Raw genomic sequence first — 19,884 nt, 5'->3', positions numbered from 1 at the left:
GATGATTATTGCTTCTATTTCAGGCTAGGCGCTTGCGCTCGCTCGAGGCGGGGATCCCCATCGACTCGCGATACTTGGCTACGGTGCGCCGTGCGACGACGATGCCGTTCTCGGCCAGCAGCGAGACCAGGCGAGCATCCGAGAGCGGGCGGCGCGCGGGCTCTTCGCTGATCAGCTTCTTGATCCGGGCGCGTATCGCCGTGCTGGCATGGGTGTCGCCCTCTCCGCCGACGTGGCTCGAGAAGAAGTACTTGAGCTCGAACACGCCGCGCGGCGTGTGGATGTACTTGTGGGTGGTCACTCGCGAGATGGTCGATTCGTGCATGCCGACCGCCTCGGCGATATCGGCGAGGATCAACGGCCGCATGCCTTCCTCGCCGCGCTCGATGAAGTCGCGCTGGCGCAGCATGATCTCGCGCCCGACCTTGAGCAGGGTCTCGTTGCGGCTCGACAGGCTCTTCATCAGCCAGCGGGCCTCTTGCAGGTGCTGTTTGAGGAAGGTGTTGTCGTCGCTTTTGTCCGCCCGTCGGATCAGGTTGGCGTAATCGGCCTGGATCCTCACTCGCGGCAGCGCCTCGGGATTGAGCTCGACCTGCCAGCCGATGTGGCTGTAGTGGCGCAGTGCGAGGTCGGGAATCACGTACTCCTGGGTGCTGTTGGAAAAACGCTGGCCGGGATAGGGATCGAGCGTGCGGATCGTCGCGATCACCGCGTCCAGCTCGGCGTCGTTGAGACCGAGGCGGCGCTTGAGCAGCTTCATGTCGCAGCCGGCCAGCGCGTCGAGGAACTGGCGTACCAGCCGGCGTGCCTGGGCGAGATGCGGCGTACCCGCGGGCAGCGCGTCGAGCTGGAGCAACAGGCATTCCTGCAGGTCGCGGGCGAACACGCCGGTGGGCTCGAGCTGCTGGAGCTGGAACAGCACCGCCTCGACCTCGCCGGTATCGACGCTCTCGAGGCCCTGGGCGCGCAGCCCCTCAACGAGTTCGTCGAACGGGTCGCGGAGATAACCGCTGTCGTCGAGCCCATCGAGCAGGGTCTCGGCGATCTGGCGCTGACGGGCGTCGAGATCGAGCAGGCTGGTCTGCCAGCTGAGCAGGTCGAACAGGGTTTCGCCCCGGGCGTTGCGTTCGATGTCGACCGGCTCGCCGCCGCTGGGACCGATCGCCCCCAGCGCGGCATCCGGGAAAGTGTCGCTCCACTCGTTGTCGAGGACGAGCTCCGTGGGGATGTCCGTGGCCCATTCGTCCTCGGCCTCGGGATCACGGCGCTCCTCGTCGCTCGATTCCTGGTCGAAGAATTCCTCGTCGAGCTCGAGCATGGGATTGCTCTCGAGCGCTGTCTGGATCTCCTGGCGCAGATCCAGCGTCGACAGCTGCAGCAGCTGGATCGCTTGCTGTAGCTGTGGCGTCATCGTCAGCTGGGTGCCGACACGCAGCTGCAAGGAGGATTTCATCATCGTGGTGTCAGGGCATTCTCAATGGGATGCCCTAACGCTATACCGGCCTGACGAGGATGTGCAAGAATTAAAATCGTTGTGGTTAGCAAGTTTCATGCCAGCTTGCTAAGACAGGGCTTTTCGTGCCTTTGGGGCGGCGGGTGCCTGCCTCGAAGCATCAAAGGCGGAAGTCCTGGCCGAGATAGACGTCGCGCACATGCTGATTGGCGAGGATCGCGCTGGCATCGCCTTCGGCGATGATCTTGCCGTCGCCGACGATATAGGCGTTGTCGCAGATGTCGAGCGTCTCACGCACGTTGTGGTCGGTGATCAGCACGCCGATGTTGCGACTGCGCAGCTGGCGCACGATGCCCTTGATCTCGTTGACCGAGATCGGGTCGACCCCGGCGAATGGCTCGTCCAGCAGGATGAACGCAGGCTCGGTGGCCAGGGCGCGGGCTATCTCGACGCGCCTGCGTTCGCCGCCGGAGAGGCTCATGCCCTGGTTGTCGCGGATGTGGCTGATGCTGAACTCTTCGAGCAGCTGGTCGAGGCGGGCATTGCGGCCCTTGTGGTCGAGGTCCTTGCGGGTCTCGAGGATCGCGAGGATGTTGTCGGCCACGCTCAGCTTGCGAAATATCGAGGCTTCCTGGGGCAGGTAGCCGATGCCAGCGCGCGCGCGTACGTGCATCGGCTTCTGGCTGAGATCGAGATCGTCGATGCTGACCCGGCCGGCGTCGGCCTGGATCAGGCCTACGATCATGTAAAACGATGTGGTCTTGCCAGCGCCATTCGGGCCGAGCAGGCCGACGATCTCGCCCTGGCTGATCGACAGGCTGATGTCTTGGACCACCCGGCGCTTCTTGAAGCTCTTGGCCAGGTGGGCGGCGTGCAGCGTTTTCATAGATCGCTCCGCTGATCCTTGGGGATTCGGCTGGTGAGGTGCGTGGATCGGGTCAGTTGCTGCCGCCTTCGGGGGTAAGCGTCATGTTGACCCGGCCGCCGGCTTCGCTTCCCTGGGACTGCTGGCCGCCACGGGCATTGACCTGCCGCGAATCGAGGAAGTACTCGACGTAGGCACCGGTGAAGGTGTCGCCGCCGCGGTGCAGCTCGGCGTTGCCCAGCATCTCCACCCGCCGCTCGCCGGCGTGGTAGATCAGCGTGTCGCCCCAGCCGCGAACCAACGATTCCTGAGGACTCGGCTGCTGTTCGATATAGGCGCGTTGGCCGCTGGTGCCGGTCGCGCGCATGGTCGACAGGCCGCCGTTGGCGCCGCGCTGGAGTTCGACGCGCTGCGCATCGAGCTTGAGGCTGCCCTGTTCGACGTGCACGGTGCCGGTATAGACCGCGGTGCCGGCCTGATCGTCGATCGTCAGCTGGTCCGCGGAGATGTGGATCGGCTGCTGGGCGTCGCTCTCCAGCGCCAGCACGGGGCCGGCGAGCAGCATGGCGAGCAGCGCGGTGGCGGCGGGGAGAGTAGGGATGAGCCGTCGTGGGGTCATGACCGGGTTCCTTGCTGTTCGCTAGTGATGTGCTGGTCGGCGGTCGACCGCCGTGGGTATTCGATCGACGGCGCGGCTCAGCGCTCGGGCAGCAGCGTACCGCTGACGTTGCCTTCGAGCAGCATGCGATCCTCGTTGATCCATGCCTGGAAACGATCGCCACGGGTTCGCTGCTCGCCCTGGAAGAAGCGCGATTCGCTGTCGCTCCACACCCGTGCGCTGTCGCGGTCGTATTCGAGCGTATCGGTCTCGAGTCGCCAGAGGTCATCGGGCTGCACGGCGCGCGCGTTGCCCGACAGCGTGATCCGATCGCCGCCGGGGCCGACTCGGCCGCGGTCGCCGGTGATTCGCCAATGACGCTCGTTTTCGTCGATCAGCCCGATCACCGGCGTGTCGGTGAAGCTGACGTCGCTGTCGCTGATATGGGTCACCCTTGGCGATTCGAGGGTCTGGTACGGGCGGCCCTGCTGGTCGAAACGCGTATAGACGACCTGCTCGAGATAGTAGTCCGGCTCGCCCTCGCTGCTGTCGGGCAGCGGGCCGGGCGAGAGCAGCTCGCCACGCTGGTCGATCAGCGCGAGCACCCCGCCGACCGCGAGCAGGATCAGTACCAGCCACAAGCGGTTCGCGTTGCGTTTCAACCATGCCATGCCGAGTCGTGTCCTAGGGCGTGTGATCAAATCGGTGCGGTCCCAGTGCGCGCGGCGTTCGCCGCTGCGGCTTGAGAACCCAGGATCGAGCGGGAGTTCCGCCACAGGGCCGCAGTATACGTCATGGCGTGGCCTGGCGCGGCAGTAGGTAGCCGGCGACTATCCCGGCCCATGCCCCGCGCGCTTCCAGCAGCAGTTCGCACAGCTCGCGTACCGCGCCCTGGCCGCCGCGTCGCTCGGTGACGTAGTCGGCGTGGACGCGCACGTATTCCGGGGCGTTGGCCACGCTGAGGCCGAGCCCCGCGGCCTGGATCGCGCCGAGGTCTGGAAGATCGTCGCCGCAGTAGGCGCATTGGTCGAGGGCGATGCCGAGCCGCGAGGCCAGTTCGGTGAGCGCTCGGTGCTTGTCGTTGCGTCCCTGGAGCAGATGGGCGATACCCAGCTCGCCGGCGCGTCTTGCGACCATCGGCGAGTCGCGTCCGGTGATCAAGGCGACGTCGATGCCGTGCTCCAGCGCCAGCCTCAGGCCGAGGCCATCCTGGGTGTCGAAGACCTTGGTTTCGCCGCCGTCGGAGTGGTAGTGCACCGCACCGTCGGTGAGCACGCCGTCGACGTCGAGCGCGAGCAGCCGCACCCTGGACGCGCGTTCACCGAGGGAGGGAGAAGGTAGAGTCATCGCGGTGGAGTTCCTTTGCGAAGGAGGGGCGTTCGGGCGTGTCGCCCTAGACCACGCCCCGGTTGAGCAGGTCCTGGACCTTCAGTGCGCCGACCAGGCGACGTTCGGGGTCGAGCACCGCGAGTGCGGTGATGCTGCGCTTTTCCATGATCCTGAGCGCCTCGGCGGCGAGCATCGATGGGGTGACGCTGAGCGGGGTCGAGGTCATCACCTGCTCGATCGGCACGCTGTCGAGATCGATCCGGCGATCGAGGGTCCGGCGCAGGTCACCGTCGGTGTAGATGCCGAGCAGATGCCGTTCGGCGTCGACCACGCAGGCGAAGCCGAGCCCCTTCTCGGTGATCTCGAACAGCGTGTCGCGTACCGAATCACCCGGTGAGACACAAGGGATCTCCTCGCCTTCGTGCATGACGTCGGCGACGGTGAGCAGCAGCTGGCGGCCGAGGCTGCCGCCCGGGTGGGAGAGGGCGAAGTCCTCGATGCCGAAGCCGCGGGCCTCGAGCAGCGCGATCGCCAGCGCATCGCCAAGGGCGAGGGCGGCGGTGGTCGAAGAGGTCGGCGCGAGGTTGAGCGGGCAGGCTTCCTTTTCCACACCGCCATCGAGAAAGGCGTCGGCGTGGCGGCCGAGAGTCGAGGCGCGTCGACCCGAGAGCGCGATCACCGCCACGCCCTTGCGCTTGAACAGCGGCAGCAGCTCGGTGACTTCGCGGGTCTCGCCCGAGTGGGAGAGGGCGATCACCACGTCCCGCTCGGTAAGCATGCCGAGATCGCCGTGGCTGGCTTCGCCCGGGTGGAGGAAGAACGCCGGGGTGCCGGTGCTCGCCAGGGTCGCCGCGAGCTTGCGGGCGATATGCCCTGACTTGCCCATGCCGGTCACCACCACCCGGCCCTGGCAGGCGAGCACCAGCCGGCAGGCGTGGTCGAAGCCAGCGTCGAGGCGCGGTACCAGCGCCTCGATGGCATCGCGCTCGAGGGTCAGGGTACGCCGGGCGCTGGCCCTGAAGTCGAAATCCAAGTCTTTGATCATGGTGCGGATTCTGGCCTGAGTGCACGCTGGCATCAAGCGCGCCGCGCGCGGTGGGCGCCAGTGGCGGCTTTGAGTATCGCGATCGGTGCGAGGAGTACACCGAACTTGATGTTAGGATACAATGTTCGATAATTTGGCGGCCGCATCGTAGAGGCGATGGGGTGCTTTCCCCCGTCGCCGTCTTCGATGATACTCCGCTGCGTTCGAAGCTGCCGGTCGGCGCTTCGGTCAATTTGCAACGATGGGAGTGGCATGATCCGCTCGAATCTAATTGAAGTCGCCAGTCTGAGTTTCTCCCGTGGCGATCGCGAGATCTTTCGCGGCGTCGACCTGCAGGTGCCGGCGGGCAAGGTGACCGCGATCATGGGGCCGAGCGGCACCGGCAAGACCACCTTGCTGAAGCTCATCGGTGGCCAGCTGGTGCCCGACGCGGGCCGGGTGAGCATCGCCGGGCAGGACGTCCACCAGCTCTCCCGCCGGGCGCTGTTCGCGCTGCGCCGGCGGATGGGGATGCTGTTCCAGAGCGGCGCGCTGTTCTCCGACCTGTCGGTGTTCGAGAACGTGGCTTTCCCGCTGCGGGTGCACACCGATCTGCCCGAGTCGATGATTCGCGACCAGGTATTGATCAAGCTCGAGGCGGTAGGGCTGCGCGGTGCCCGCGAATTGATGCCGTCCGAGCTCTCCGGCGGCATGACGCGTCGCGTAGCGCTCGCCCGCGCGATCGCGCTCGATCCGGAACTGATCATGTACGACGAGCCGTTCGTCGGCCAGGACCCGATTTCCAAGGGCGTGCTGGTCAAGCTGATCAAAGACCTGAACCGCGCTTTCGCGATGACCTCGGTGATCGTTTCCCACGATATCCAGGAGACCCTGTCGATCGCGGACTACGTCTACCTGATCGCCGATGGCAGGGTGATGGCCCACGGCACGCCTGACCAGCTGGATACCGAGGCCGACCCGAAGGTCAGCCAGTTCATCCACGGCGAACCGGATGGACCGGTACCGTTCCACTATCCGGCGGCACCCTTCGCCGACGAGCTGCTTGGTGCGGGGAGGCCGGAATGATCGATTGGTTGGCCGGGCTCGGCCGTAGCACGCTCGATGTGGTCGGCGGCCTCGGCCGCTCGGCGATCCTGCTGGTACGCTCGCTGTTCGGCATGCCCAGTATCGAGGGGTTTCGCCTGTGGCTGCGCCAGATGCACTTCGTCGGTGTGCTGTCGCTGCCGATCATTCTGGTCTCGGCGCTGTTCATCGGCATGGTCATCGCGCTGCAGGGCTACATGATCCTGGTCGATTTCGGCGCCGACGCCGCGCTCGGCCAGATGGTGGCGCTTTCGCTCCTGCGCGAGCTCGCCCCGGTGGTCGCTGCGCTGCTGTTCGCCGGGCGCGCCGGCTCCGCACTGACTGCCGAGATCGGCCTGATGAAGGCGACCGAACAGCTCACCAGCATGGAGATGATCGGGGTCGATCCGCTGCGCCGGGTGATAGCGCCCAGGCTCTGGGCCGGGCTGGTCTCCATGCCGCTGCTGGCGGTGATCTTCGCGGTGGTCGGGATCTACGGCGGCTACCTGGTGGGCGTCGAGTGGCTGGGCGTCTATCCGGGCTCCTATTGGGGCAACATGCAGGCGAATGTCGATTTCGTCCACGACGTACTCAACGGCGTGGTCAAGAGCGTGGTGTTCGGCCTGGTGGTGACCTGGATCGCGGTATTCCAGGGTTATGATCTGGTGCCCACCTCCGAAGGTATCTCCCGTGCCACCACGCGCACGGTCGTCTATGGTTCACTCGCGGTGCTCGGGCTCGACTTCGTGCTCACCGCGCTGATGTTTGGAGACAGTTGATGAAGCAGCGCACCAGATTGATGGAGTGTGGCGTAGGCCTGTTCGTTCTCGCAGGCTTCCTCGGGCTGATCTATCTCGGTCTGCAGGTGAGCGGCATCACTCCGGGCCAGCGCGGCGAGACCTTCACGCTCCATGCCAACTTCGGTGACATCGGTGGCCTGCGCGCCAATTCGCGGGTCACCATGGCCGGGGTCACGGTGGGGCGGGTCACCGCCATCTCCCTCGACGACCAGTGGTTCGACGGCCACGTCACGATGGAGATCAGCGATGAGCTGCGTGACAAGCTCAGCACCGACAGCACCGCGGCGATCCTCACCTCGGGGCTGCTCGGCGAACAATACGTCGGGCTCACCACCGGGGCCGATCCCGAGACGCTCAAGGATGGCGACACCATCCGCGACACCCAGCAGGCGCTGGTGCTCGAGAATCTGATTCAGCAGTTCATTTCCAACATGGGCAGCAGCGGCAGCTGAGTCCGGCGTCGGCGCCAGCGGATGGCGCCGGCGGTCACCCAGGCGCCGCGCCCGCGGCGTCCGCATCAGGAGCAATCGATGAAAGCTATAGTCAAATATTGCGCGCTGCTGACGATGGGGATGGCAATCGCCTTCGCTAGCGTCGCGCGCGCCGAGCAGCCGGCGGATATCGTCACTCGCAGCATCAATCAGCTGCAGCAGGAGACCCACGGACGCAGCGCCGAGTTCCAGCAGAATCCGAATGAGCTGCGCACCCTGCTCGAACGCCAGCTGCTGCCGATCGCGGATTTTCCCTATATCGCCGCGATGGTGATGGGGCGCTACTATCAGGCGGCCTCGGCCGAGCAGCGCCAGCGCTTCGCGTCGACGTTCCAGGAGTCCACGCTCGACACCCTCACGCACGGCCTGCTCACCTTCGACTACGAAGAGCTCGAAGTGAGCAGCGCACAGCAGGCGCAGCGCTACGACGACCAGGCCAACGTCAGCCTCGAGGTGCGCGGTACCGATGGCAAGCGCTACCCGGTCTCCTTCACCATGCGTGAGCGCAACGGCGATTGGAAAGTGATCAACGTGATCGTCAACGGCATCAATCTCGGGCTGACTTTCCGCAACCAGTTCGACCAGGCGATGCGCGAGCACAATCGGGATTTCGACGCGGTCATCCAGGCCTGGGACCCGAGTGCCGCGGTGGAAGAGATCCAGAGTTCGGACGGCTCGGACGGCGCGAATGGCTGAGCTTTTGATCGAAAGCGAGGACGTCACGCTGCGCGCCGAGGGCGATACGCTCGTCGTCCAGGGACGTCCCGGGTTCGACAGCGCCGCCCGGCTCGCCGAGGCCGGGCGCGCCTGGCTCGGCAAGCGCGGGCAGGACAGGGCAGGGCAGAAAAAGACAGTGCAGGGCAAGGTGCGCTTCGACGTCAATGGCGTCGAGATCTCCAATAGCGCGGTGCTTTGCGTGCTATTGGAGTGGCTGCGCACCGCGCGGCAAAGCGGTCTCGAGGTCGAGGCGATCGAGCTGCCGGCGCGGATGCGCGATCTGGTCGAGTTTTCCGGTCTCGCTCCGGTCTTTGCCTCCAGCGCCGAGCGTCTTTCCACTTCCGCCTGAGCCACGCTTGGCCTGCCAATCGTGGTCCGCCCCTTTCAGTCGATGCCCTGCGCCGTTTAATATGGTGCCCCTTTGAATTCTTCGGTAGCCGGTTCGCTCCAGGGTGAACCGGCTGCCCCCCGTTTTCCAGCACCCGCCCGGCGTCATCGGCTGGTGCCAGGCGTTATGAGAGGAGTGATATCGACCATGCAACCTCAAGAGGTGAAGGCACGGCTCGAATCCCGGATCGACGACTGCGAGTTCCACATCCAGGGCGAAGGCTGCAACTTCCAGGTGACCGCGGTCAGCCAGCGTTTCGAGGGGCTCTCCCCGGTCAAGCGCCAGCAGCTGATCTACGCCGCGCTCGGTGACGAGATCGCCAGTGGCGAGCTTCACGCGGTGAGCATCCGCACCTACACGCCCGAGCAGTGGGCGCAAAACACCGCTGTCACTTCACGCTGACGCCTTCGGAACCCGCGAATGGACAAACTGATCATCACCGGCGGCGCGCCGCTCTGCGGCGAGGTATGGGCCTCCGGTGCGAAGAACTCGGCGCTGCCGATCCTTGCCGCCACCCTGTTGACCACCGATCGGATCACGATCAGCAATCTGCCCCATCTCCAGGACATCACCACGACCCTCGAGCTGCTCGGGCGGATGGGTATCGAGTGCGTGATGGAGGAGAAGATGAGCCTCCAGCTCGGCGGTCGTGTGCGCGACTGCCATGCCCCCTACGATCTGGTCAAGAAGATGCGCGCCTCGATCCTGGTGCTTGGCCCGCTGGTCGCGCGCTACGGCAGTGCGGACGTCTCGCTGCCGGGTGGATGCGCCATCGGCAGTCGCCCGGTCGACCTGCACCTGCGCGGGCTCGAGGCGATGGGCGCCGAAATCGCGGTGGAGAATGGCTATATCCGTGCCCGCGCCCCCGAGGGCCTGAAGGGCGCTCACATCGTCCTCGACGTAGTGACCGTCACCGGCACCGAGAACCTGATGATGGCCGCGTGCCTGGCCAAGGGCCGCACGGTGCTCGAGAACGCTGCCCGCGAGCCCGAGGTGGTCGATCTCGCCGACTGCCTGATCGCGATGGGCGCGCGGATCAGCGGCCAGGGCAGCGGTACGATCACCATTGATGGCGTCGATGAGCTGCATGGCTGCCATTTCTCGGTGATGCCCGATCGGATCGAGACCGGCACCTTCCTGGTCGCTGCGGCCGCTACCCGTGGGCGGGTACGGGTACGCAACGCCCGGGCCGACACGCTGGAAGCAGTGCTGATCAAGCTCGAGGAGGCCGGCGCCGAGATCGATGTCGGCACCAACTGGATCTCGCTCGACATGCATGGGCGCCGCCCGCGTGCGGTCAGCCTGCGCACCGCGCCCTATCCCGCGTTCCCCACCGACATGCAGGCGCAGTTCGTGGCGATGAATGCGCTGGCCGAAGGCAGTTCGCGAGTGATCGAGACGATCTTCGAGAACCGCTTCATGCACGTGCAGGAGCTCTGCCGGATGGGGGCGCGGATCGCGCTCGAGGGCAATACCGCGATCATCGAGGGCGTCGAGCGCTTCTCCGGTGCGCCGGTGATGGCTACCGACCTGCGCGCTTCGGCGAGCCTGGTGATCGCCGCGCTCGCCGCCGTCGGCGACACCGTGGTCGACCGGATCTACCATATCGATCGTGGCTATGAGTGCATCGAGGAGAAGCTGCAGCTGCTCGGGGCCAAGATTCGCCGCGTGCCGGGCTAGGGCGCGGGTGTGCGGGTATCGCCACGGGTGGTGGTACCGCCGGCCGGTCAGCGCGTGTTCTCTCCCTGCCGTCACTGTTCGCCAAGTCGGAACCATTTGAAGTCATGAGCAAGCCTTTGATCATCGCGCTCTCCAAGGGGCGCATTCTCCAGGAGACGCTGCCGCTGCTGGCGGAGGCGGGGATCGAGCCGCTGGAAGACCTCGGCGGCAGCCGCAAGCTGCTGTTCGACACCAGCGTCGACGGCGTCAAACTGATCGTGATTCGCGCCACCGATGTGCCGACCTACGTCCAGCTCGGCGCCGCCGACCTTGGCGTCGCCGGCAAGGATGTACTGCTCGAGCACGGTGCCAAGGGGCTCTACGAACCGCTCGATCTCGAGATCTCGCGCTGCCGGCTGATGACCGCCGGCGTCGCCGGAACGCCGCCCGAACACGCTCGGCGCCGGGTGGCGACCAAGTTCGTCAACATCGCCAAGCGCTACTATGCCTCCCAGGGCATCCAGGCCGAGGTGATCAAACTGTATGGGGCGATGGAGCTCGCGCCGCTGATGAATCTCGCCGACGAGATCGTCGATATCGTCGACACCGGCAATACCCTGCGTGCCAACGGCATGGAGCCACGTGAGCTGATCAGCGAGATCAGCACCCGGCTGGTGGTCAACAAGGCGTCGATGACCATGCACCACCAGCGCCTCAAGCCCTTGGTCGCCCGGCTGCGCGCCGCGGTCGAGGCGCGGCGCGTCGATCAGGAGGCCAGATCATGAGTGAAATGCCAATTTCCGCCGCACCGCTTGCGCGGCTCTCCAGCCGTGACGAGGATTTCGATGCCCGTCTCGATGCCCTGCTCGCTTGGGAGGGTGTCTCCGACGCAGAGGTCCAGACGCGGGTCGACGAGATCATTCGCGCGGTAAGGCGCGAAGGTGATCTCGCGCTGCTCGATTGCACCCGTCGTTTCGATCGCCTCGACGCCGTGTCGATGGCCGAGCTGACGCTCGAAGCCCCGCGACTCGCCGCCGCCTTCGCCGGGCTGCCGGATGAGCAGCGCGAGGCGCTCGAAGCCGCGGCTGGGCGAATCGAGGCCTATCACCTGCGCCAGCGTGGCGAGTCCTGGCAGTACCAGGAAGCCGATGGCACCGTGCTCGGCCAGAAGGTCACCCCGCTCGATCGGGTGGGCGTCTACGTGCCCGGCGGTAAGGCCGCCTATCCCTCCTCGGTGCTGATGAACGTGATCCCCGCCCGCGTCGCTGGCGTCGGCGAGGTGGTGATGGTGGTGCCGACCCCCGATGGCGCGGTCAACGAACTGGTGCTCGCCGCCGCTCACGTCGCCGGCGTCGAACGGGTCTTCACCATCGGCGGCGCCCAGGCAGTGGCGGCGCTCGCCTACGGCACCGAGAGCGTGCCGCGGGTCGATAAGATCGTCGGTCCCGGCAACATCTATGTCGCCACCGCCAAGCGTGCGGTGTTCGGTCAGGTCGGCATCGACATGATCGCCGGGCCTTCGGAGATCCTGGTGGTATCCGACGGTGGCACCGACCCGGACTGGCTGGCGATGGATCTGTTCTCCCAGGCCGAGCACGACGAGCAGGCTCAGGCGATCCTGATCAGCTGGGATCGCGCCCACCTCGATGAGGTGGAGGCGAGCATCTCGCGTCAGCTGCCGGGTATGGAGCGCCGCGCGATCATCGAGACCTCGCTCGGTCAGCGCGGTGCGTTGATCGAAGTCGCCGACGAAGCCGAGGCGCTGGCCCTGGTCAACCGCATCGCCCCTGAGCACCTGGAGCTCTCGGTGGCCGAGCCCGAACGGCTGCTCGATGGCGTGCGCCACGCCGGTGCGATCTTCATGGGCCGCTATACCGCGGAGGTGTTGGGAGACTACTGCGCCGGGCCGAATCACGTGCTGCCGACTTCGGGTACCGCGCGCTTTTCCTCACCGCTCGGGGTCTACGACTTCCAGAAGCGCTCCTCGATCATCCACTGCACCGCTGAAGGCGCGAGCGCCCTCGGGCCGATCGCCTCGATCCTGGCGCGGGGCGAGTCGCTGACCGCGCACGCGAGAGCGGCGGAGAATCGAATCAAGCGCTAGGGCGTGTCAACCCGCCTAGGGGATCGCTGGCTCGAACGAGAAGGGCGCGTGTCGAAAGATGCGCGCCCTTCTCGTTGTGGCCGCTGCTGCCCGACGCCGGGCGGTGCGAAGCCCTTTGCCGCCTCCGCGACCCCGCTAGGGAGGGGTGGGAGGGGCGTTCTGTTCGCCGCTGTCGCTGGACTGCAGTGGGTTGAAGATGGTCGGCAGGTTGGGCGGGCGTACGCCGACGGTGATGCGTGCCTCGAGGCGGTGGCCACCGCGATCGAGAATCAGCGCGATGATGGTGCCGGGGCGCGCATCGGCGATCTCGTTGATCGCCGCATTGGGGTCCAGCAGCGGCGCACCGTCGATCGCCAGGATGCGATCTCCCACCCGCACTCCCGCGCTCGCGGCGGGTCCGTTGGGCACTACGCTGGTCACCACGACGCTGCCCGGGGTGTTGAAGTTGAGCGAACGGGCCAGCGGCATTTCCTGCTGCGCCTCGATCCCGAGCCAGCCACGCACCACCTGTCCCTGGGTGACGATATCTTCCAGCACGCTGCGGGCGACGTTGGTGGGGATCGCGAAGCCGATGCCCTGCGAGCCGCCGGAACGGGAGAATATCGCGGTGTTGATCCCGATCAGCGCGCCTTCGGCATTGACCAGTGCGCCGCCCGAGTTGCCCGGGTTGATCGAGGCATCGGTCTGGATGAAGTTCTCGTAGGCGCTCAGGCCCAGGCGCGCGCGGCCCACTGCGCTGATGATCCCGCTGGTCACGGTCTGGCCGACGTTGAAGGGGTTGCCGATCGCGAGTGCGATATCACCGGTGCGGATCTGGGTCGAATCGGCCAGCGCGATGGTCGGCAGGTTGTCCAAAGATATCTTGAGCACGGCCAGGTCGGTATCGGGGTCGGTGCCGACCACGCTTGCGGTGGTGGTTCGGCCGTCGGCGAGCGTCACCTCGATTTCGTCGGCGGAGCGGATCACATGGTTGTTGGTGAGGATGTAGCCCTCGGCGCTGACGATCACCCCGGAGCCGAGATTGATCGGCTGCTCGGTGGCGTTGGTCGGTGGGTGGCGAAACTGGCGGTAGAACGGATCGTTCATCAGCGGCGTCTCTTCACCACTGAGCTGCTTCATCGATGAGACGGTGACCACCGCGGGCGCGGCGCGGGCGACCGCGTCGGCGTAGCCCGCCGGGCCCGTCTGGCCATTCGGGGCGGCCGGTGCCTGGACGGTGGCGGGTGCCTGGGGTGTCGCGCGGTCGCCGCTGCCGATCAATTGTGGAACGTGGTCGACCAGCAGCAGTGCGAGCAGCACGCCACAAATGGCTGGCCAGATCAGCGGGGCCAGGAATCGACGCATGGCGGTTTCCTAGATCGGTCGCTCGGCGCTGCCGGGCGACGGGTGGGTAAGGCGGTACATCGGCGAGGTTACGCCTTGATCGCCGCGGCCAACATGGTAGCGTCGACGGCGACAAAATCCACCAGTGGAGAAGACCCAATGGCCGACCGCGATGCGATGATCGAGGCGATGAGTCGCGAGCTCGCCGCCGATCGTTTCAAGGACTACACCCTCAACGGCCTGCAGGTCGAGGGCAAGAGCGGGATAAAGCGGGTGATGAGCGGCGTCACTGCCTGCCAGGCGCTGCTCGACCAGGCGGTGGAGTGGGAGGCCGATCTCCTCCTGGTCCACCATGGCTACTTCTGGAAGAGCGAGCCAGTCGGGGTGGTCGGGATCAAGCGTCGACGGCTTGCCACCCTGCTCGAGCATCGGATCAACCTGGTCGCCTGGCATCTGCCGCTCGACGCCCATCCACGGCTTGGCAATAACGCGCTGCTCGGTGAGCGGATGGGCTGGCGGGTGGAGCGGGCGCTGGACGGCGAGCTCGGTACCGGACTGCTCTACTCCGGGCGTGCCGACCGAATCCTCGATCACTGCGGCTTCGCCGCACGGCTCGAGCAGCGCCTTGGCCGCGCGCCGCTGGTGATCCAGGGGCACGATCGGCCGCTCGAGCGGATCTGCTGGTGCACCGGGGGCGCCCAGGACATGATCGAAGCCGCCCATGCAGGCGGTGCCGACGCTTTCGTTTCGGGGGAGATTTCCGAGCGTACCACTCACCTGGCGCGCGAGCTGGGCATCAGCTACTTCGCCGCCGGCCATCACGCCACCGAGCGCGATGGGATCAGGGCGCTGGGTGAGTGGCTCGCCTCGGGCTTCGACATCGAGCATCGCTTCGTCGATATCGATAACCCGGTCTGAGCGCGTGGGGCGGACGAGCCTCAAAGCCCTAGAGCGTACGCCACATGTAGCATGCGCCGCTTGGATAGCTCTCGAGGCGTGCGGCGATCGTGGCGCTGAGAGGATCGAGCGGCCGGTAGCCGTGGCGACACCAATAGCGCTGCGCGCCCTGGACCGCGATCAGCGAGGAGCGCTCGAGGCCCTCGGCGCGGCCGAACGCTAGCGCGGCTTCGACCAGGCGTTCGCCGATGCCTTGGCCCCTCGCTTCCGGCGCGATCGCCAGGTCATGGACGTAGAGGGTATCGGGTGCGAGCGGCAGGCCCTCGCAGCGGGCGTCCAGCGCGGGCGGTGCGTCGAAGCGCCATGGCAGGGTGAAGAGGTAGGCAAGTGCCTGGCCGTCACGCTCGGCGACCCAGCAGCTGCGCGTGGAGGCGGCGCGTTTGCTTTCGAGCGTCGCCTGGGACTCAGGCTCGAGTTCGTGATAGCAGGCCGCCTGCAGCCTGAGTACGGCGGGAAGATCCGTTTCCCGCATCAGGCGCAGCAGCGCAGGTGGCGACATTGGCCGGATCAGTAGCGCGGTGGTGGGGTGATGCCTTCGGCTTCATCGTCCGCGCGCTTGATGCCGTAGTCCTCGGCGAGCGTGCCTTTGGCGTCGGCGTAGTCGCGCGGCACCGCGAGGCTTGCCGCTTCTTCCTCTTCGACCTCTTCGAGGCTGCGCCGGCCGGAGAGCAGGCCGAGGCGACGCTTGACCCCGCCGTCGTCGGCCAGTCGTTCGGCCTCTCCGGCGAGTTCGCTGGTCAGTTCGCGGGTCTGGCGCTGGAGGCCGTCGGCGAGCTCGCTCATGCGGGCGAAGTGGGCATTGAGACTGGTGCGCAGCTGGCGGATCTCGGCATCGCGCTCGGCCAGCCGTCGCTCGGCGCTGCGCCCCGAGGCTCCACCGGCGAAGAAGCGATAGCCGATCGCACCGATGATGACGCCGACCAGCAGGCAGACGGTTCCAAGTACCCAGATGTTGTCGCTCATCGCACTCCTGCTCCTCAATCGTAGCGAACGCCCGGGCGCCCGAGCAGAGGGGCCGCGGAACGTCCCTGTCCGTGGTCGACCATGGCCGGCAGATGAGTTTTCAACGGCCTGCCGACGGTGGCGCCCATTATAGGCGGTTAGGTCGCGGCAGGGTCAACGCGCCGCGGCACGCTGGTGATGGCTGCGCTTTGGTCGAGCGCCGGCGGGGCTTATACTGTCCCGCCTACATCATGACGACCCCAGGGGCGACAAGAGACGACATGGTCACCACCAGCTCACGGCCGTTTGATCAGCGCTCGCCGATGGCGCGCTATCGCCAGGACCTCGAACGCGAGGACTTCCAGTACGACGCCGCCCAGGAGCGGGCGGTGGGGCACTTGCAGCGCCTCTTCGATGAGCTGGTGGCGACCCCGCGCGAGCGGCTCAAGCCGGGGCGTCCGCCGGCCGCGGTGAAGTCCAAGGTAGCCGGCTTCTTCTCCCGCTCGAAACCGGCGTCGGAGCCGCGCCCGCCGCTGCTGCCGAGCGTCCGCGGGCTGTACTTCTGGGGCGGGGTGGGGCGCGGCAAGACCTATCTGGTCGATACGTTCCACGACAGCCTGCCGTTCAGCGACAAGATGCGCACCCACTTCAACCGTTTCATGCAGCGGGTGCACCAGGAGCTCGATCACTTCAAGGGCGAGAAGAACCCGCTCAAGCGGGTGGCGGCGAAGTTCGCCTCGGAGGCCCAGGTGATCTGCTTCGACGAGTTCTACGTCAAGGACATCACCGATGCGATGATCCTCGGCAACCTGCTCGAGGCGCTGTTCGAGGAGGGGGTGGTGCTGGTCGCGACCTCCAACATCGTGCCCGACCGGCTGTACGAGAACGGTTTGCAGCGTGCGCGCTTCCTGCCCGCGATCGCGCTGCTCAACCAGCACTGCGAGGTGGTCAATGTCGATTCCGGCATCGATTACCGGCTGCGCGCGCTCGAGCAGCTCGACCTGTTCCACGCCCCCGACGACGAGGCGGCGGAGCGCACCCTGGCCGAGACCTTCGCCAAGGTCGCCGGCGATGAAGGCGAGAGCGATGTGGACATCCGCATCAACAACCGTACGCTCACCGCCAAGCGCGAGCATGAAGGGGTGATCTGGTTCGATTTCTCGATGCTCTGCGACGGCCCGCGCAGCCAGAACGACTACATCGAGCTGTCGCGACGCTATCACACCGTGCTGCTGTCCCACGTGCCCTGTCTCGGTGGCGAGAAGCAGGACCAGGCGCGGCGGTTCATCAACCTGGTCGACGAGTTCTATGACCGCGCGGTGAAGATGGTGATGACGCTCGAGACCGGCATCGAGTCTCTCTACCAGGGGGGCGATCTCTCTTTCGAGTTCCAGCGCACTCTGTCCCGTTTGCAGGAGATGCGCTCGCGGGAATTTCTTTCGCTGCCGCACAAGCCTTGAGGCCCGGGGCGCGGAGAAAAACCCTGTCCGGGGGGTTAACTCCGCTCGCGCGTGCCTGTACAATGCGCGCTCGCTCGAATGTTGTCCGTCGTCCGCGGCGTGACAACCAAGAAAAATAGGGACTGGCATTCCTGCGTCGCCCAGAGCGGCTCTCGATGCCCGACTAAGGTAAATCTGATGAAAACGTTCAGCGCTACACCGCAGACCGTTCAGCGCGACTGGTACGTCGTCGACGCGACCAACAAGACCCTCGGCCGTCTCGCGACCGAGCTGGCTCGCCGCCTGCGCGGCAAGCACAAACCCGAGTACACCCCGCACGTCGACACCGGCGACTACATCGTCGTGATCAACGCCGACAAGGTGCGTGTGACCGGCAACAAGACGTCCGACAAGCGCTACTATCGCCATACCGGTTACCCGGGTGGTCTGCGCTCCATGACCTTCGAACAGATGATCGGCCACGCTCCCGAGCGTGTCATCGAGATCGCGGTCAAGGGCATGCTGCCGAAAGGTCCGCTGGGCCGCGCGATGCACAAGAAGCTTCGGGTCTACCCGGGCGCCGAGCATCCGCACGCCGCACAGCAGCCCAAAGAACTGAACATCTGAATCGAGGGATAGAGCACATGGCACAGTACTACGGCACCGGACGTCGCAAGACCTCCACAGCGCGCGTATTCATCAAGCCGGGCACCGGCAAGATCACCGTCAATCAGCGCGAGCTGAGCGAATACTTCGGTCGTCCGACCGCTCGCCTGGTGGTTCGTCAGCCGCTCGAGCTGACCCAGACCACCGAGCAGTTCGACATCTACGTCACCGTCGCTGGTGGCGGCGCGTCTTCCCAGGCGGGCGCCATTCGTCACGGCATCACTCGTGCGCTGCTGGACTACAACGAAGAGCTGCGTTCGCAGCTGCGTGCGGCTGGCTACGTCACCCGCGATGCGCGTAAGGTCGAGCGTAAGAAGGTCGGCCTGCGCAAGGCGCGTCGTCGCCCGCAGTTCTCCAAGCGCTGATCCCCGTATCGGGTGGGCGCTCGCCGTCCGCTCGATGCGTCCTACGATCGCCCGGACCCCTCAGGGGGCCGGGCGATCGCGTTGAATGGCCTGTGTCGGCGCGCCTCTCACCCGCAGCAGCGGTGAGCGTGCTATCATCTGCCCTCGCTTAGATCAAGGAGTGTTCCATGGGAGTCGTAGCCAAGCGGTCCTCGATGACTTTCTACTCGGGTCGTGACGATCATTACAGTCACCGTGTACGCATCGTACTCGCCGAGAAAGGCGTCTCGGTCGATATCACCGAGGTCGACGAGGACAATCATCCCGAGGAGCTGATCGACCAGAATCCCTACAACAGCGTACCGACGCTGATCGACCGCGAGCTGGTGCTCTACGAGTCGAAGGTGATGATGGAGTATCTCGACGAGCGCTTCCCGCACCCGCCGCTGCTGCCGGTCTATCCGGTCGCGCGCGCGCAGAGCCGGCTGTGGATGTACCGGATCGAGCGCGAATGGTGCCCGATGGTCGATGCGATCGTATCTGCGGGCTCGTCGAAGAAGGAAGTCGAACAGGCGCGCAAATCGCTGCGCGAGAGCCTGATCGGTATCGCGCCGATCTTCGATGACATGCCGTTTTTCATGAGCGAGGAGTTCTCGCTGGTGGACTGCTGCATCGCACCGATCCTGTGGCGTCTGCCGAGCCTGGGCGTCGAGCTGCCGGAGAAACAGGTCAAGCCGCTGCTCGGCTACATGGAGCGGTTGTTCAATCGCGATGCGTTCCGTGACTCGCTGCTCGAAGCCGAACGCGAACTGCGTCGCTGAGGTGCGGCGTTTCCCGCCCGGTCGGGAGATCGACGGCGGATGCCGTTGCCATACATTGGAACGAAGCGCGAAACGCTTCAGGAGTGATATTCGATGCTCTCGAGTCGACCCTATCTGACCCGCGCGCTCTACGATTGGCTGCTCGACAATGACCATACCCCCTACATCGTGGTCGATGCGATGCAGGAACACGTCGTAGTGCCGAAGCAGTTCGTCCAGAACGGCCAGATCGTCCTCAACATCGCGCCGACCGCAGTGCGCGATCTGCGAATCGAGAACGAGATGATCAGCTTCAATGCCCGCTTCGGTGGCGAGCCGATGGAAGTCTGGGTGCCGATCGACGCGCTGGTGGCGATCTACTCGCGGGAAAGCGGGGCGGGGATGGTCTTTGGTCACGAACCGGTGCTGCCGCAGCCGGAAGACGAAGAAAACGGTGCCAAGCTCGAGAGCGTGCCCAACGAAGGCCGCGCCGAGCACGAGGAGAACCCTGCGCCAGGAGGGGATGACGACCGCCCCGAGCGTAAGCGACCTTCGCTGCGAGTGATCAAGTAGGTCTCGATCCGAGCGGTTGGGCCGGAATGAGAAAGCGAAAAAAGGAGGCCCGGGGCCTCCTTTTTTTCAGACGGCTGACAAAGTATTTGAAGATGCCACGATGGCTTCCAGCCGCCTCCGAGAGCGCGCTGGCCGGCAATCGATTGCACCGGGGTTTGCGACATGGATGTCGCAAAAGGCGCGCCCGGACAGGGCGGAAAAACTGCTCCTGCATTTTCCGCATTCCCGCCATCCATGGCGGTCAGACGTCCATGCGCGCCGACCCGAGGGCAAGCGATTGATCGGCCAGGGTTTCGCGATCTCGTGGCGGCGCGTCCCCTTTCAGGGGG

25 protein-coding genes are annotated in these 19,884 nt (G+C 65.8%); 16 read left to right on the top strand and 9 right to left on the bottom strand.

Annotation, left to right across the window (positions count from 1 at the left end; translation table 11 throughout):
- Positions 1-19: 19 nt before the first annotated feature.
- The 6 genes from Q376_RS0108060 to Q376_RS0108035 form a co-directional block, all read right to left on the bottom strand.
- Positions 20-1,456 (bottom strand): RNA polymerase factor sigma-54, encoded by a 1,437-nt coding sequence (locus Q376_RS0108060; RefSeq protein ID WP_043446856.1) that lies wholly within the window; start codon positions 1,454-1,456, stop codon positions 20-22.
- A 157-nt stretch (positions 1,457-1,613) separates the two neighbouring features.
- Positions 1,614-2,339: an LPS export ABC transporter ATP-binding protein gene (lptB, locus tag Q376_RS0108055; protein ID WP_027349891.1), complete on the bottom strand. Its 726-nt coding sequence runs from the start codon at positions 2,337-2,339 to the stop codon at positions 1,614-1,616.
- Between the two features lie 52 nt (positions 2,340-2,391).
- Entirely contained in the window at positions 2,392-2,937 is a 546-nt protein-coding gene (gene lptA, locus Q376_RS0108050; RefSeq protein WP_027349890.1) for a lipopolysaccharide transport periplasmic protein LptA, read from the bottom strand.
- A gap of 77 nt (positions 2,938-3,014) precedes the next feature.
- On the bottom strand, positions 3,015-3,587 hold the full coding sequence (gene lptC / locus Q376_RS0108045; RefSeq protein ID WP_027349889.1) for an LPS export ABC transporter periplasmic protein LptC: 573 nt from the start codon (positions 3,585-3,587) through the stop codon (positions 3,015-3,017).
- 121 nt (positions 3,588-3,708) lie between these two features.
- Positions 3,709-4,263 (bottom strand): KdsC family phosphatase, encoded by a 555-nt coding sequence (locus Q376_RS0108040; RefSeq protein ID WP_027349888.1) that lies wholly within the window; start codon positions 4,261-4,263, stop codon positions 3,709-3,711.
- Positions 4,264-4,309: 46 nt separating this feature from the next.
- A complete protein-coding gene (locus Q376_RS0108035) occupies positions 4,310-5,290 on the bottom strand; it encodes a KpsF/GutQ family sugar-phosphate isomerase (RefSeq protein WP_027349887.1) in 981 nt (326 codons plus the stop codon).
- A 252-nt stretch (positions 5,291-5,542) separates the two neighbouring features.
- On the opposite strand from Q376_RS0108035, the gene Q376_RS0108030 reads away from it, so the two are divergent.
- The 9 genes from Q376_RS0108030 to hisD all read left to right on the top strand — a co-directional run bounded on the left by Q376_RS0108030 (position 5,543) and on the right by hisD (position 12,511).
- On the top strand, positions 5,543-6,355 hold the full coding sequence (locus Q376_RS0108030; RefSeq protein ID WP_027349886.1) for an ATP-binding cassette domain-containing protein: 813 nt from the start codon (positions 5,543-5,545) through the stop codon (positions 6,353-6,355).
- On the top strand, positions 6,352-7,131 hold the full coding sequence (gene mlaE, locus Q376_RS0108025) for a lipid asymmetry maintenance ABC transporter permease subunit MlaE (RefSeq protein ID WP_027349885.1): 780 nt from the start codon (positions 6,352-6,354) through the stop codon (positions 7,129-7,131). The genes Q376_RS0108030 and mlaE overlap by 4 nt, the downstream gene beginning before the upstream one ends.
- Complete coding sequence (mlaD, locus tag Q376_RS0108020) at positions 7,131-7,604, top strand: outer membrane lipid asymmetry maintenance protein MlaD (RefSeq protein WP_043446851.1); 474 nt, start codon at positions 7,131-7,133, stop codon at positions 7,602-7,604. Before mlaE ends, mlaD begins: the two co-directional genes overlap by 1 nt.
- A 78-nt stretch (positions 7,605-7,682) precedes the next feature.
- Positions 7,683-8,339 (top strand): MlaC/ttg2D family ABC transporter substrate-binding protein, encoded by a 657-nt coding sequence (locus Q376_RS0108015; protein WP_027349883.1) that lies wholly within the window; start codon positions 7,683-7,685, stop codon positions 8,337-8,339.
- A complete protein-coding gene (locus Q376_RS0108010) occupies positions 8,332-8,709 on the top strand; it encodes an STAS domain-containing protein (protein ID WP_043446848.1) in 378 nt (125 codons plus the stop codon). Before Q376_RS0108015 ends, Q376_RS0108010 begins: the two co-directional genes overlap by 8 nt.
- Positions 8,710-8,895: 186 nt before the next feature.
- Positions 8,896-9,150 (top strand): BolA family protein, encoded by a 255-nt coding sequence (locus Q376_RS0108005; protein ID WP_027349881.1) that lies wholly within the window; start codon positions 8,896-8,898, stop codon positions 9,148-9,150.
- An 18-nt stretch (positions 9,151-9,168) separates the two neighbouring features.
- Positions 9,169-10,428, top strand: coding sequence for a UDP-N-acetylglucosamine 1-carboxyvinyltransferase (gene murA, locus Q376_RS0108000; RefSeq protein ID WP_027349880.1), 1,260 nt, complete (start codon positions 9,169-9,171; stop codon positions 10,426-10,428).
- A 104-nt stretch (positions 10,429-10,532) separates the two neighbouring features.
- Positions 10,533-11,192 (top strand): ATP phosphoribosyltransferase, encoded by a 660-nt coding sequence (gene hisG, locus Q376_RS0107995; RefSeq protein WP_027349879.1) that lies wholly within the window; start codon positions 10,533-10,535, stop codon positions 11,190-11,192.
- Positions 11,189-12,511 (top strand): histidinol dehydrogenase, encoded by a 1,323-nt coding sequence (gene hisD / locus Q376_RS0107990; RefSeq protein WP_027349878.1) that lies wholly within the window; start codon positions 11,189-11,191, stop codon positions 12,509-12,511. The genes hisG and hisD overlap by 4 nt, the downstream gene beginning before the upstream one ends.
- Positions 12,512-12,646: 135 nt before the next feature.
- Here the strand turns inward: hisD and Q376_RS0107985 are convergent, their stop codons facing one another.
- Positions 12,647-13,855: a S1C family serine protease gene (locus Q376_RS0107985; protein ID WP_027349877.1), complete on the bottom strand. Its 1,209-nt coding sequence runs from the start codon at positions 13,853-13,855 to the stop codon at positions 12,647-12,649.
- A 138-nt stretch (positions 13,856-13,993) separates the two neighbouring features.
- Between Q376_RS0107985 and Q376_RS0107980 the strand changes: the two genes are divergently transcribed.
- Entirely contained in the window at positions 13,994-14,752 is a 759-nt protein-coding gene (locus Q376_RS0107980) for a Nif3-like dinuclear metal center hexameric protein (protein ID WP_027349876.1), read from the top strand.
- 28 nt (positions 14,753-14,780) lie between these two features.
- Here the strand turns inward: Q376_RS0107980 and Q376_RS0107975 are convergent, their stop codons facing one another.
- A complete protein-coding gene (locus Q376_RS0107975; protein WP_052365064.1) occupies positions 14,781-15,290 on the bottom strand; it encodes a GNAT family N-acetyltransferase in 510 nt (169 codons plus the stop codon).
- Positions 15,291-15,298: 8 nt separating this feature from the next.
- Entirely contained in the window at positions 15,299-15,754 is a 456-nt protein-coding gene (locus Q376_RS21860) for a Z-ring associated ZapG family protein (protein ID WP_052365063.1), read from the bottom strand.
- 260 nt (positions 15,755-16,014) lie between these two features.
- Between Q376_RS21860 and zapE the strand changes: the two genes are divergently transcribed.
- From zapE to Q376_RS25190, 6 genes are all read left to right on the top strand, one after another.
- A complete protein-coding gene (gene zapE, locus Q376_RS0107965) occupies positions 16,015-17,193 on the top strand; it encodes a cell division protein ZapE (protein ID WP_027349874.1) in 1,179 nt (392 codons plus the stop codon).
- Positions 17,194-17,370: 177 nt separating this feature from the next.
- Positions 17,371-17,799 (top strand): 50S ribosomal protein L13, encoded by a 429-nt coding sequence (gene rplM / locus Q376_RS0107960; protein WP_027349873.1) that lies wholly within the window; start codon positions 17,371-17,373, stop codon positions 17,797-17,799.
- Between the two features lie 17 nt (positions 17,800-17,816).
- Positions 17,817-18,203, top strand: coding sequence for a 30S ribosomal protein S9 (rpsI, locus tag Q376_RS0107955; RefSeq protein WP_027349872.1), 387 nt, complete (start codon positions 17,817-17,819; stop codon positions 18,201-18,203).
- A gap of 167 nt (positions 18,204-18,370) precedes the next feature.
- Positions 18,371-19,003, top strand: a complete 633-nt coding sequence (gene sspA / locus Q376_RS0107950) for a stringent starvation protein SspA (protein WP_027349871.1) — start codon at positions 18,371-18,373, stop codon at positions 19,001-19,003.
- Positions 19,004-19,096: 93 nt separating this feature from the next.
- Positions 19,097-19,555 (top strand): ClpXP protease specificity-enhancing factor, encoded by a 459-nt coding sequence (locus Q376_RS0107945; protein ID WP_027349870.1) that lies wholly within the window; start codon positions 19,097-19,099, stop codon positions 19,553-19,555.
- A gap of 100 nt (positions 19,556-19,655) precedes the next feature.
- On the top strand, positions 19,656-19,884 hold a 229-nt coding region (locus tag Q376_RS25190; protein WP_211266624.1), incomplete at its 3' end, for a hypothetical protein.

The organism is Halotalea alkalilenta DSM 17697, assembly GCF_000621205.1.
GTDB classification, from domain to species: Bacteria; Pseudomonadota; Gammaproteobacteria; order Pseudomonadales; family Halomonadaceae; genus Halotalea; species Halotalea alkalilenta.
Note: the sequence above shows the minus strand (reverse complement) of the source record. Positions and strands in the feature narration are given on the sequence as shown.

Coding starts and splice junctions, on each gene's coding strand:
- Q376_RS0108060 (WP_043446856.1), bottom strand. CDS start 1,456: ATGATGAAATCCTCCTTGCAGCTGCGTGTCGGCACCCAGCTGACGATG.
- lptB (WP_027349891.1), bottom strand. CDS start 2,339: ATGAAAACGCTGCACGCCGCCCACCTGGCCAAGAGCTTCAAGAAGCGC.
- lptA (WP_027349890.1), bottom strand. CDS start 2,937: ATGACCCCACGACGGCTCATCCCTACTCTCCCCGCCGCCACCGCGCTG.
- lptC (WP_027349889.1), bottom strand. CDS start 3,587: ATGGCATGGTTGAAACGCAACGCGAACCGCTTGTGGCTGGTACTGATC.
- Q376_RS0108040 (WP_027349888.1), bottom strand. CDS start 4,263: ATGACTCTACCTTCTCCCTCCCTCGGTGAACGCGCGTCCAGGGTGCGG.
- Q376_RS0108035 (WP_027349887.1), bottom strand. CDS start 5,290: ATGATCAAAGACTTGGATTTCGACTTCAGGGCCAGCGCCCGGCGTACC.
- Q376_RS0108030 (WP_027349886.1), top strand. CDS start 5,543: ATGATCCGCTCGAATCTAATTGAAGTCGCCAGTCTGAGTTTCTCCCGT.
- mlaE (WP_027349885.1), top strand. CDS start 6,352: ATGATCGATTGGTTGGCCGGGCTCGGCCGTAGCACGCTCGATGTGGTC.
- mlaD (WP_043446851.1), top strand. CDS start 7,131: ATGAAGCAGCGCACCAGATTGATGGAGTGTGGCGTAGGCCTGTTCGTT.
- Q376_RS0108015 (WP_027349883.1), top strand. CDS start 7,683: ATGAAAGCTATAGTCAAATATTGCGCGCTGCTGACGATGGGGATGGCA.
- Q376_RS0108010 (WP_043446848.1), top strand. CDS start 8,332: ATGGCTGAGCTTTTGATCGAAAGCGAGGACGTCACGCTGCGCGCCGAG.
- Q376_RS0108005 (WP_027349881.1), top strand. CDS start 8,896: ATGCAACCTCAAGAGGTGAAGGCACGGCTCGAATCCCGGATCGACGAC.
- murA (WP_027349880.1), top strand. CDS start 9,169: ATGGACAAACTGATCATCACCGGCGGCGCGCCGCTCTGCGGCGAGGTA.
- hisG (WP_027349879.1), top strand. CDS start 10,533: ATGAGCAAGCCTTTGATCATCGCGCTCTCCAAGGGGCGCATTCTCCAG.
- hisD (WP_027349878.1), top strand. CDS start 11,189: ATGAGTGAAATGCCAATTTCCGCCGCACCGCTTGCGCGGCTCTCCAGC.
- Q376_RS0107985 (WP_027349877.1), bottom strand. CDS start 13,855: ATGCGTCGATTCCTGGCCCCGCTGATCTGGCCAGCCATTTGTGGCGTG.
- Q376_RS0107980 (WP_027349876.1), top strand. CDS start 13,994: ATGGCCGACCGCGATGCGATGATCGAGGCGATGAGTCGCGAGCTCGCC.
- Q376_RS0107975 (WP_052365064.1), bottom strand. CDS start 15,290: ATGTCGCCACCTGCGCTGCTGCGCCTGATGCGGGAAACGGATCTTCCC.
- Q376_RS21860 (WP_052365063.1), bottom strand. CDS start 15,754: ATGAGCGACAACATCTGGGTACTTGGAACCGTCTGCCTGCTGGTCGGC.
- zapE (WP_027349874.1), top strand. CDS start 16,015: ATGGTCACCACCAGCTCACGGCCGTTTGATCAGCGCTCGCCGATGGCG.
- rplM (WP_027349873.1), top strand. CDS start 17,371: ATGAAAACGTTCAGCGCTACACCGCAGACCGTTCAGCGCGACTGGTAC.
- rpsI (WP_027349872.1), top strand. CDS start 17,817: ATGGCACAGTACTACGGCACCGGACGTCGCAAGACCTCCACAGCGCGC.
- sspA (WP_027349871.1), top strand. CDS start 18,371: ATGGGAGTCGTAGCCAAGCGGTCCTCGATGACTTTCTACTCGGGTCGT.
- Q376_RS0107945 (WP_027349870.1), top strand. CDS start 19,097: ATGCTCTCGAGTCGACCCTATCTGACCCGCGCGCTCTACGATTGGCTG.